We start from the raw sequence: 10,253 nt of genomic DNA, 5'->3' as shown, positions 1-10,253 counted from the left end.
CTTAATTTTTTAAATACTTCAAGCATAAGAAGTGTCAATAGAAATTGACATTTTTGTATCTGTAGGGTAAGATAATCTATTGTTAATTTGAACACTATGGAGTCACGCGAGCTTACCCCTAAGCAGCAAACATCAGAAGCTATCCGTCAGTCGGAAAGCATACTTATTATTACAGGTCAGCACCCGAGTGTTGATCAAGTTTCGGCTGCCGTGGCGCTTGCTAGGGTCTTGCGCAAGCTAGAGAAGAAGACGACCGTTTTGGTAAGTGACCAGCTGCCAGCCGGTTCGCGTTTTCTTTCTACCTCGGTAGTGGAGCGCCAGCTGAGCGGATTACGTGACTTTATCGTGCAAGTCGATCTGGGCAGGTCTGAGGTCGATAAGCTTAAATACACCATAGAAGACAACAGGCTGAATGTGCACATTACGCCTTTTTCGGGGGGCTTTAAGCCCGAGGATGTTAGCTATACCTATGGCGATTATCAGTTCGATATTGTGATTGCCCTTGGTGTTTCTTCGTATAGCAGGCTAGAGCGGCAGTACCAGCAGAATCCAGAATTATTCAAATCGATCCCCTTGGTAAATATCGATTACCATCGAGGTAATGAGAATTTCGGCGCCATTAACTTGGTGGAGCCAGCCGCGGCCAGCCTAAGCGAGCTAATTGTGGCACTGGCCGAGTCGCTGCAGACCGGTAGTATCGATCAAGAAATCGCAACGGCTCTACTAGCCGGTATTATGGCCGCTACAGACCGTTTTACCTCGAACCACACCACCCCTAAGACTTTGACCGTAGCAGCCCAAATGATGGCTGCCGGGGCCGATCAACAACAAGTAGTGACTGGTTTATATCGGGGGGTAGGTGATAAGCCTAAGAATCCGCCTCGGTCTAACCAAAGCCAAAGCCAAAGCCAGACTCAGCCCTTGCGCGACCATCAGTCTCGGCCAGTAGAGCGTAAGGAGCAAACCCAGCCACAACCCAAGCCCGCTCCGCCGCCTAAATCATTTGAGCAGTTTGCCGCCCCGCAGCCAGAGCCGTCTGAAGAGGCACCTCACCCCAATCAGGTCACATTAACAGCCGAGCCGGAACCACTCATAAACGCCAGTGATAACAAAGCAGAGGAGAATAAGAGCGTGCCGCCAGCGCGGCTTCAGCCTGCGTCTGAGCCAAAAGCAGAAGTAAAGCCTGCTACTACCGAAGAGACCGCGCCGCCCAACCCTCTTGAAAGTCCCACAGCCCAGCCTAAAGCTCAGAACCCGACCAATCGGCCCGAACTGGTGCCGAACCAGCATAACTAGTAAGCTTCACCTATGGAGAGCATCAAAACAGCCGGCCTGCTTTTAATAGACAAGCCCAAGGGCATTACTTCATTTGATATTATTCGGGCTCTGAGGCGCCAGACTGGTGTGCGCAAGATCGGTCATGCCGGCACGCTCGACCCCATGGCTACCGGTTTAATGCTGATGCTGTTTGACGCGGCCTGCAAGAAAGCCGGCCAGTTTTCTAAATTAGACAAGACGTATATTGCCGAGGCAACTCTTGGCGCTACCACCACCACCGGGGACGCGGAGGGGGATATTACCCCTACCCCTAGGGCAGTGCCAGAAACCCCCGAGGCGAGTGAGGTTGAATCGGCCCTGCAGCAGTTCAAAGGAGAAATTACCCAAATTCCTTCAAAGTATTCCGCCATTAAGATAAATGGCCAAGAGGCTTACAAGCTGGCCCGTAAGGGCAAAACCGTTGAAATACCATCCCGCAGAGTCACGATATACGATATACAGCTTACGAAATACGAATACCCCACAGTGGTATTTGAGGCCAAAGTATCATCTGGCACATACATTCGCACTCTGGCAGAAGATATCGGCAAGCAACTGGGTACGGGAGCTTATTTAACAGCCCTTAGACGCACGGAAGTAGGGAATTATAAGCTAGAACAAGCCCATCAGCTTGCTGATGTTACCAACCATTCTTTATCGGCCAGTCTGCTCAGAATTTAAGTTAAGCTTGAACAATTTATGTATCCAGATTTTAGTTGCATCTAACCTGATAACCTGCTATAATCATTACCACAATGCTTACTACTACAGCCAAAAAGAAAGTAATCACAACTCATCAAAAGCACAAAAAGGACACCGGCTCGCCGGAGGTTCAGATTGGTATTTTTACGAAAAAAATCCAAGAACTGACCAAGCATCTGCAGACCCATAAGAAAGATGAGCATTCCCGCCGCGGTTTACTGAAAATGGTTGGCAAGCGCCGTCGCCTCCTTGACTACCTTTCTAAAAGTGATCAGGAGCGGTACCTGGAGATTATTAAGAAATTAGGCCTTAGGAAGTAAATCATCCCGGGTGAGGCCGGCGGATTTTGCTAAAATCCTCAGGCTGCGCTCAAGATGATTGAGTGAGCAATACTAAAGTAATTGGGGTACGAATTAGAGTTTTGGGATTAAAGATTTAATCTCTTGCCTCTGGTCCGTCTACCCCAGATAGGAGTATATGAGTAAGAATCAGGAAATAATCCACCCTTTTGGTGGAAAAACCCAAGTATTCGAAACAGAGTTTTGCGGACGCAAGCTCACAATAGAAACCGGCAAAATGGCCTTTTTGGCCGATGGCGCCGTGACAGTAAGATATGGCGACACCATGGTGCTGGGTACGGCTGTGGTCTCGACCACTGTGCGCGAAGGCATCGATTTCTTCCCGCTATTAATCGATTACGAAGAGCGGATGTATGCCTCGGGTAAAATCTCAGGCAGCCGCTTCTTAAAGCGAGAAGGCAGAGCCAGCGAATTGGCTACCCTGACCGCGCGTTTGATAGATCGGCCCATACGCCCGCTGTTTCCTAAGGGATTCCGTAACGATGTACAGTCTATTGCTACTGTTCTAAGTGCCGACCTAGTACATTCGCCAGATATGGTTGCTATGATTGCCATCTCAACCGCACTAATGCTCTCAGGAGCTCCTTTTGAGGGGCCGGTAGCCGGAGTGCGGGTCGGCTTAATAGACGGCAAGCTAAAGGCCTACCCGACGGCCGCCGAAGTGGCTGAAAGCAAGTTAGATCTCGTAGTAGCCGGAACCCGCGACGCCATAATGATGGTAGAGGCCGGAGCTAGCGAGGTAGATGAAGAGACTATGATCCAAGCCATTGAACTGGCTCACAAAGAAATGCAGCCTGTCATTAAACTGCAGGAAGAAATCGTAGCTGCCCTGAAAGTTGAGCCGAAAGAGTACGAACTGCATGGCCACAACAAAGAGGCCGAAAAGGTTCTTTGGGGTTATCTTAAAGACAAGCTGGGTCCGGCTATTCGCCATGAGAACCAGTACTTGCGCCATGATGCCGTTAAAACCTTGCGCCGGGAGGTGGTAGAGGAGTTCGGCGGTCAGGATGGCCAGTTTAACTCTGATGATCTGGAAACGGCCTTTGAGAAAGTAATTGATACCGAAATCCGGCGTGCGATCCTGGAAGATGGCGCCCGCCCCGACGGCCGCACTACAACCCAGATCCGCCCGATTTCTTCGCAGGTAGGGATTATTCCTCGGGCCCATGGCTCAGGCCTTTTCACCCGCGGTACAACCCAGGCGCTGAACATTACAACTCTTGCCTCTACCAGCTACGCCCAGCTAATAGACACCATGGAGCAAGATACCTCCAAACGGTTTATGCACCACTATAATTTTCCGCCCTACACCACCGGCGAGGTGCGCCCCATGCGCTCACCCGGCCGCCGCGAAATTGGCCATGGCGCTCTGGCAGAGCGGGCACTTTTGCCAGTTATACCGCTAGCCGAGGAGTTTCCTTACACCATACGTACCGTTTCCGAGGTTATTACATCGAACGGCTCCACTTCTATGGCCAGTACCTGTTCTGCCACACTGAGCTTAATGGATGCCGGTGTGCCGATTAAAAAACCGGTTTCTGGTATCGCTATGGGTCTAATGACCGATGGTGACAAGTATGCCATTCTCTCAGACATCCAGGGCGCCGAAGACTTTGCCGGCGATATGGACTTTAAAGTAGCAGGAACCAAAGATGGTATTACGGCCCTGCAGATGGATATTAAGGTCAAAGGCATCACAGCCAAGATTATGGATAAAGCTTTGCAGCAGGCCAAAGAGGGCCGCGCGCATATCTTAAGTGAAATGCTGAAAGTGATTGACGAGCCTCGGGCCGAAGTTGCCCCCTACGCACCACGCATTACCAAGGTGATGATTCATCCCGATACTATTCGTGACGTCATTGGTAAGGGCGGTGAAACCATTAATAAAATCATTGCCGAAACCGGTGTGGAGATCGATATCGAAGACAGCGGCCTGGTAATGATTGCCTCTAATGATGCCGCGGCAGCTCAAGAGGCCGTTAAATGGGTTGAGCGCCTGACAGCCCGGCCCGAGGTGGGCAAGGTTTATGAAGGCAAGGTGGTAAAGATTATGGAGTTCGGTGCCTTTGTGGAGATTATGCCCGGTCGCGACGGCTTGGTGCATATTTCGCAAATTGCCGATCATCGCGTGGAGAAGGTGGAAGATGAGCTGAAAGAGGGTGATGAGGTGAAGGTTAAGCTGATGGACATAGACAGCCAGGGCAGATTGGTACTAAGCATGAAAGCAGTTAAAGAGGGTTAATACCCCACAGCTTCACATGAGCAAGCAGGCCGAGCTAGATAAGCTGATTAAAGAGATTACTAAGCAAAAGGTCTGCCCTGAGTTAGCAAAGGGCGCCACTCAACTTGTAATGGGCGAGGGCAACCCCAATGCGCAAGTGATGTTTATCGGTGAAGCTCCCGGAGCCAAGGAAGACGCCCTTGGCCGCCCGTTCGTAGGCGCCGCCGGTAAATTCCTGGATGAAATGCTGGCATCTATTGGCTTAGCGCGAGAAGCAGTGTACATTACCAATATCGTCAAATATCGTCCTCCGGCCAACCGCGATCCGTTGCCGGATGAGATAAAGGCTTTTATGCCGTATCTGAATCAGCAAATTGCCATAATCAAACCCAAGCTGATAGTTTTTCTAGGGCGTCATTCTATGAGTGTCTTTCTGCCCGAGCTCAAGATCAGCCAGGTACATGGGCGGGCATTCCGCAGAAATGGCCAGATATATATGCCGCTATACCACCCAGCCGCCGCCCTGTATAACGGCTCGATGCGCCAGCAGCTCTTAGAAGATTTCAGCGGCATACCAAAAATTTTAGAGAAAATTAATTAATAACTTTACTAGCCTGAATTAAAGGCTTTCAAGAAAGGATTTATGGAACCAAAACCATTAAACAGTCAAACAAATAAAAACCCACAAAATAAACAAGAAAACAGACAAGAAAATCGCAACCAAAATAACCGCCCGCAGTCCAATAGGTCTGCCAGGTCTTCCCGCCCCGCAGGCGGGTCGGGGCCTCGTAAGGGGGGTTCGCGGTCGCGCAGGCGTCCGCCCAATAATCTGCCTAAGCCGGCACCATTAATACCGGTCAATAAATCGGTCTATAACGGTACCGACGGCCGCCAAGTGACTCAGGTCAAAGAGCGCAAAGCAAATGTAGTGCCCACGCATGAATCTAAGCTTAAGATTATCCCACTGGGCGGCCTAGGGGAGATCGGTAAGAATATGATGGCCATTGAGTATGAAAACGATATGATAATTGTCGATATTGGTTTCGCCTTCCCAGACGAGAACCAGCCGGGCATCGACTATATAATTCCTGATACTACTTACGTGGAGAAGAATAAGCATAAACTGAGAGGCATTATTATCACCCACGGTCACATGGACCACATCGGCGCTTCCGGGTATGTACTTCCCAAGCTGCAGGTACCGGTTTACGGCACCAGGCTGAGTTTAGCCATGGTAGAAAAACAAATCGAGGAGTTCCGCCTACAGACAGCACCGCAGTTTAGGGTGATGGACCCCGATAAACACGAGCGGGTACAGCTTGGTGTCTTTAACGTCGAGCTGGTGCGGGTAACCCACTCCATACCGGATGCTGCTGCCGTAGCAATTCGCACGCCCCTAGGCACGCTGATCCACACTGGAGACTGGCGCCTCGACACTAAGCCAATCGACAACCGGCCGATGGATCTTGCTCGGTTTGAGCAGATTGGCAAGGAAGAGAATGTAGTGCTTCTAATGAGCGACAGCACAAATTCTGAGCGTCTGGGCAGCACACAAGATGAAACCCAGATAGAAACCTCTCTAGATGAGATCTTTAAACGTACAGGCGGGCGGGTGATAATTTCTACCTTTGCCAGTTCGCTCTCACGTGTGCAGCTGATTGTAAACTCGTCCCACAAAGCCGGCCGCAAGCTGAGCTTTACCGGGCGCAGTATGTTAGCCAATGTCGAGATCGCTGTAAAAATGGGCTACATTAAGGTGCCAACCGGATTAATTACTAGGGTGCAGGATGGTGCTAAGCTGCAAGACGGCAAAACCGTCATTCTCTGTACTGGCTCTCAAGGGGAGGTCAACTCGGCGCTATCCAGGATGTCGACTGGCGACCACCCGCATGTGAAGATTAAGCCAGGTGATGCCGTTGTAATGAGCTCAAGCCCGATTCCCGGTAACGAGAAAGCCATAGTAGCCTCGATTGACGCCTTAATGCGTGAAGGGGCCAAAGTCTACATTCACGGCTGGCGCGATTTGGATGACCTGGGTATATTACACGTTTCCGGCCACGCTCCACGCGAAGACCTTTCTAGATTAATTACGCTTGTTAAACCTAAACACTTCCTGCCAATTCACGGTGAGTTCCACCACATGGTGCACCATGCTGAAGTAGCTGTTAAAAGCGGCGTGACTTCTGCCAATGTATTCGTGATGGATAATGGCGACGTGCTGGAAATCACCAAAAATGGGGCCCGTAAGGGCGAGCGCGTGGCTTCTGGCATCATACTGGTAGATGGTAGCGGTATCGGCGATGTAGAAAACCTCGTGTTGCGCGATAGACTGGCATTGGGCAGCGATGGCATGGTGGTGATCATTGGTACAGTAGACCGTAAGACAGGCAAGCTCTTAACTAGCCCAGATATCATTTCTCGCGGGTTCGTACATATGAAGGAGAGTGAGGATCTAATCGGCCGGCTGCGTTACGAAGTGCGCAAATCATTTGAGCGCCGCAATACCAAAGAGCCGGCTGACTGGCAAAAGTTCAAGCTGCAGCTGCGCGATGACATTGCCGACTTTTTGTATTCAAAGACCAAGCGTAACCCGATGGTCTTGCCGGTGGTTAACGAAGTTGATTCCAAAGGCCCATCCGTAAAATAAGAAAACGCACCGATCAAGTTCTGATCGGTGCGTAGCGCTGTGGGGCGTAAGTTTCCAGAAAGGCTTGGGTGACTTTTTCCCACATCTCCAGACTTCCCGGGAGCTCCTCTAGCAGTCTGTGGGCATCGCTCTCACTGATAGTGAGGTTAAAGCCGTCGAAGTAAGGTGCCTCAAACGGCGCGATAGCTTGGTTGGCGTGGATCCCCCTTATAGCAACCTGTGAATCTCCATGGATGAAATGAGGCCTAATGTTAAAGTTAATCTCAATCGCCTCAGCCCTAGCTGCTTTTTTCAGTTTCTTGAAGGCTGCATGCGCGCATTCAGAAAACCACTGATCCGTGTAGCTCATACGGGTAACGCCCCGCAAGCGGATGCCGCAGAGTAGTCCGCAGACAAAGCTTCTCTCACCCAGTTCAGTCATTTTTGCCTCGCTTGTCGAAGAACGCGCTTATTATACCATCTGGAAGCCGGCTGGCATTACCGGTATAATATATGTATATGGCACGTCGCAAAAAATCGGTCCCTCTACTGCGCTTTAAGCCCAATCTGGATGCTACTGTTGTCCAAGAGATAGTGGCGGTACTGCTAGTGGCTTTTGCGCTACTACTGCTTTTTGCTGTCTTTAACTTTGGAGGTGCGCTGCCGTCTAACTTGCTTAAAGGCCTACGCCTGTTTGTGGGTTACACTGCCTTCCTCTTGCCTTTAATCACGCTGCTTTTGGCCTTTATGATGTTCCAGCCAAAAAAATACGAGGTAGGGGCGAATAACTACATCGGCTTTACCGGTTTCGTGTTCGTTCTGGCCGGGCTGCTGCATATTGGTATCGATCAGAGTGAGAGCTTGCAATTGGCCAAAGACGGCCATGGCGGCGGCATATTCGGCTTCGCTTTCTCCACTATTCTGCTGACGGTACTGAATGTCGCGGCGTCAGCCATTGTGCTTACAGCGATGCTGCTTATCTGTATTATCATTGCCTCCAACACTCGTATTAGTGAAATTATTGCCAGACTTGCGGCCTTATTCAAAAGAGGGCCGAAAGAAGATATTAAGATTAATGAAGCTGCAGGAACTGCCGCACTGGAGATAAAGGGCGCTCTCAACGTCGGCTCGGGAAAATCTAAAAAGGAGCCAGAAGTAGCTCTGACCTCGGTAGCCGACCCCGATTGGGTGCCGCCTTCGATCGATCTTCTAGAAGACTCCAGCAGCAAGGCCGATGCCGGCAATGTGAAAGAAAACGCCGGAATCATACAAAGCACTCTTTCTAGCTTTGGTATCGAGGTGGCGATGGGTGAGGTGAATATTGGCCCGACCGTTACGCAATATACTCTAAAGCCATCCAGCGGCGTAAAATTGACTAAAATTACCGGTCTGGAGCATAACTTGGCACTAGCGCTGGCCGCCCCAGCCATTCGGGTGGAGGCGCCTATTCCGGGCAAAAGCGCTGTGGGTGTAGAAATGCCGAATAAGAAACTGGCCATAGTTAGAATGAAGCAGATTTTAACTGGTAGCGAGATGAAGGGAGTTAAATCGCCGCTCTCGATTGCATTGGGCCAAGATGTTTCGGGCAGGCCGGCTTTTGCGGACCTTATTAATATGCCCCATATGCTGGTGGCCGGTGCTACTGGCTCCGGTAAGTCGATTATGATCAATTCGATCCTAGCCAGCCTGCTTTATCGCAATTCACCGGCCCAGCTCAAGTTGATTTTAATCGACCCTAAGCGGGTAGAGCTAAGTCTATATAATGACATCCCGCATTTGCTAACTCCTGTGATTGTAGAGCCACAGAAATGCATCTCGGCTCTTAAGTGGGCAGTGGCAGAGATGGAGCGCCGCCTGCGCCTGTTTTCCGAAGTTGGTAAGCGTAATATTTATGAATACAATTCTTCAAAGCAAGACGAGAGCATGCCCTATATCGTAATCGTCATAGATGAAATGGCCGACCTTATGATGATGGCCGCCGGCGATGTGGAGGCTTTGGTAGTAAGGCTGGCACAACTAGCCCGGGCCGCCGGTATCCACCTGATACTAGCTACCCAGCGTCCAAGTGTAAATGTGATTACCGGGCTTATTAAGGCCAATGTACCTTCTAGAATAGCCTTTCGGGTGGCCAGTCAGGTCGATTCGCGCACTATCATCGATATGGGCGGGGCCGAAAAGCTGCTAGGTCAGGGAGACATGCTGTTTATGAGCCCGGATACGCCTAAGCCAAAACGGATTCAGGGTGTATTTATGAGCCAAAAAGAGGTTTCGGTTATTACCGACTATCTGCGTAGCGCCCGACAGCCTCAGTATAATGAGGAGGTGTTAACCCAACCGGTATCAATAGGAGGCCGTTCTTCTTCGGGCGATCTTGGCGGCGCGGAAGATGATCTGTTCGAAGAAGCGGCTGAAACTGTAATTCGCACCGGTAAGGCCTCGGCCTCGCTGCTGCAGCGGCGCCTGAGGGTGGGATACGCTCGAGCAGCTCGCTTGCTAGATATATTAGAGGAGCGGGGCATTGTGGGCCCGGCCGATGGTGCCAGGCCGCGACAGGTTTTGGTAAGCAGTCTGAATGAGCCGGGCGAAGAACCGATAGAATACCAAGACTAGCTGTCGGGATTAGCCACCACTCGACATGGCCGCTTAAATGGCCTTTAATTAATTACCTATTATGAGTAAAGAGAAACCCCTAGAAACAAAGCAGCCGACCGTAGGCCAGATACTGAAAACCCGTCGTGCTGAGCTCGGCCTGACCATGCGTGATATTGAGGTGGCAACCAAGATTCGGGGCAAATACCTGATCCAGCTAGAGCGCGATGACCACCACCTGCCTAATGATGTTTATACTCGCGGCTTCGTGCAGACCTATGCCAATTTTATGGGTCTTTCCGGGCGCAGTCTGGCGCGGCAGTATGCCGAAGAGCGCGGGGACGTTATTCGCGCTGCCGCCGCCAGGCTTAAACCCATAAAGACCCCCAAGATCGTTTTAACGCCCCAATTCATCGCGGTTCTGGCTGCAAGCGCCGTT

General features: G+C 50.8%; 9 protein-coding genes. 8 read left to right on the top strand and 1 reads right to left on the bottom strand.

Features of this window, described 5'->3' with window-relative positions; all coding sequences use genetic code 11:
- Positions 1–96: 96 nt before the first annotated feature.
- From VNA68_02130 to VNA68_02105, 6 genes are all read left to right on the top strand, one after another.
- Positions 97–1,296: a DHH family phosphoesterase gene (locus VNA68_02130; GenBank protein ID HVE80918.1), complete on the top strand. Its 1,200-nt coding sequence runs from the start codon at positions 97–99 to the stop codon at positions 1,294–1,296.
- 12 nt (positions 1,297–1,308) lie between these two features.
- The gene (gene truB / locus VNA68_02125) at positions 1,309–1,998 is read left to right on the top strand and encodes a tRNA pseudouridine(55) synthase TruB (GenBank protein ID HVE80917.1); all 690 of its coding nucleotides are present in this window, start codon (positions 1,309–1,311) and stop codon (positions 1,996–1,998) included.
- A 74-nt stretch (positions 1,999–2,072) separates the two neighbouring features.
- Positions 2,073–2,339, top strand: a complete 267-nt coding sequence (gene rpsO / locus VNA68_02120; protein HVE80916.1) for a 30S ribosomal protein S15 — start codon at positions 2,073–2,075, stop codon at positions 2,337–2,339.
- A gap of 157 nt (positions 2,340–2,496) precedes the next feature.
- Entirely contained in the window at positions 2,497–4,620 is a 2,124-nt protein-coding gene (pnp, locus tag VNA68_02115; GenBank protein HVE80915.1) for a polyribonucleotide nucleotidyltransferase, read from the top strand.
- A 16-nt stretch (positions 4,621–4,636) separates the two neighbouring features.
- Positions 4,637–5,200, top strand: coding sequence for a uracil-DNA glycosylase (locus VNA68_02110; protein HVE80914.1), 564 nt, complete (start codon positions 4,637–4,639; stop codon positions 5,198–5,200).
- A 42-nt stretch (positions 5,201–5,242) separates the two neighbouring features.
- Positions 5,243–7,246 carry a ribonuclease J gene (locus tag VNA68_02105; GenBank protein HVE80913.1) on the top strand — a complete coding sequence of 668 codons (2,004 nt, stop codon included), beginning with the start codon at positions 5,243–5,245 and terminating at the stop codon, positions 7,244–7,246.
- Positions 7,247–7,259: 13 nt separating this feature from the next.
- Here the strand turns inward: VNA68_02105 and VNA68_02100 are convergent, their stop codons facing one another.
- Positions 7,260–7,667, bottom strand: coding sequence for a hypothetical protein (locus VNA68_02100; GenBank protein HVE80912.1), 408 nt, complete (start codon positions 7,665–7,667; stop codon positions 7,260–7,262).
- A 77-nt stretch (positions 7,668–7,744) separates the two neighbouring features.
- On the opposite strand from VNA68_02100, the gene VNA68_02095 reads away from it, so the two are divergent.
- Entirely contained in the window at positions 7,745–9,835 is a 2,091-nt protein-coding gene (locus tag VNA68_02095) for a DNA translocase FtsK 4TM domain-containing protein (protein HVE80911.1), read from the top strand.
- 61 nt (positions 9,836–9,896) lie between these two features.
- The coding region (locus tag VNA68_02090; protein HVE80910.1) for a helix-turn-helix domain-containing protein at positions 9,897–10,253 on the top strand (357 nt) is incomplete at its 3' end.

It is taken from the genome of Candidatus Dormiibacterota bacterium, assembly GCA_035536395.1.
GTDB lineage: Bacteria > Patescibacteriota > Saccharimonadia > UBA4664 > DATLOE01 > DATLOE01.
The sequence above is the reverse complement of the archived record's forward strand: the minus strand, read 5'-3'. Positions and strand labels throughout refer to the sequence as shown.

Bases quoted from the DNA above. Each gene is read 5' to 3' on its own strand.
- VNA68_02130 (HVE80918.1), top strand. From the start codon at position 97: ATGGAGTCACGCGAGCTTACCCCTAAGCAGCAAACATCAGAAGCTATC.
- truB (HVE80917.1), top strand. From the start codon at position 1,309: ATGGAGAGCATCAAAACAGCCGGCCTGCTTTTAATAGACAAGCCCAAG.
- rpsO (HVE80916.1), top strand. From the start codon at position 2,073: ATGCTTACTACTACAGCCAAAAAGAAAGTAATCACAACTCATCAAAAG.
- pnp (HVE80915.1), top strand. From the start codon at position 2,497: ATGAGTAAGAATCAGGAAATAATCCACCCTTTTGGTGGAAAAACCCAA.
- VNA68_02110 (HVE80914.1), top strand. From the start codon at position 4,637: ATGAGCAAGCAGGCCGAGCTAGATAAGCTGATTAAAGAGATTACTAAG.
- VNA68_02105 (HVE80913.1), top strand. From the start codon at position 5,243: ATGGAACCAAAACCATTAAACAGTCAAACAAATAAAAACCCACAAAAT.
- VNA68_02100 (HVE80912.1), bottom strand. From the start codon at position 7,667: ATGACTGAACTGGGTGAGAGAAGCTTTGTCTGCGGACTACTCTGCGGC.
- VNA68_02095 (HVE80911.1), top strand. From the start codon at position 7,745: ATGGCACGTCGCAAAAAATCGGTCCCTCTACTGCGCTTTAAGCCCAAT.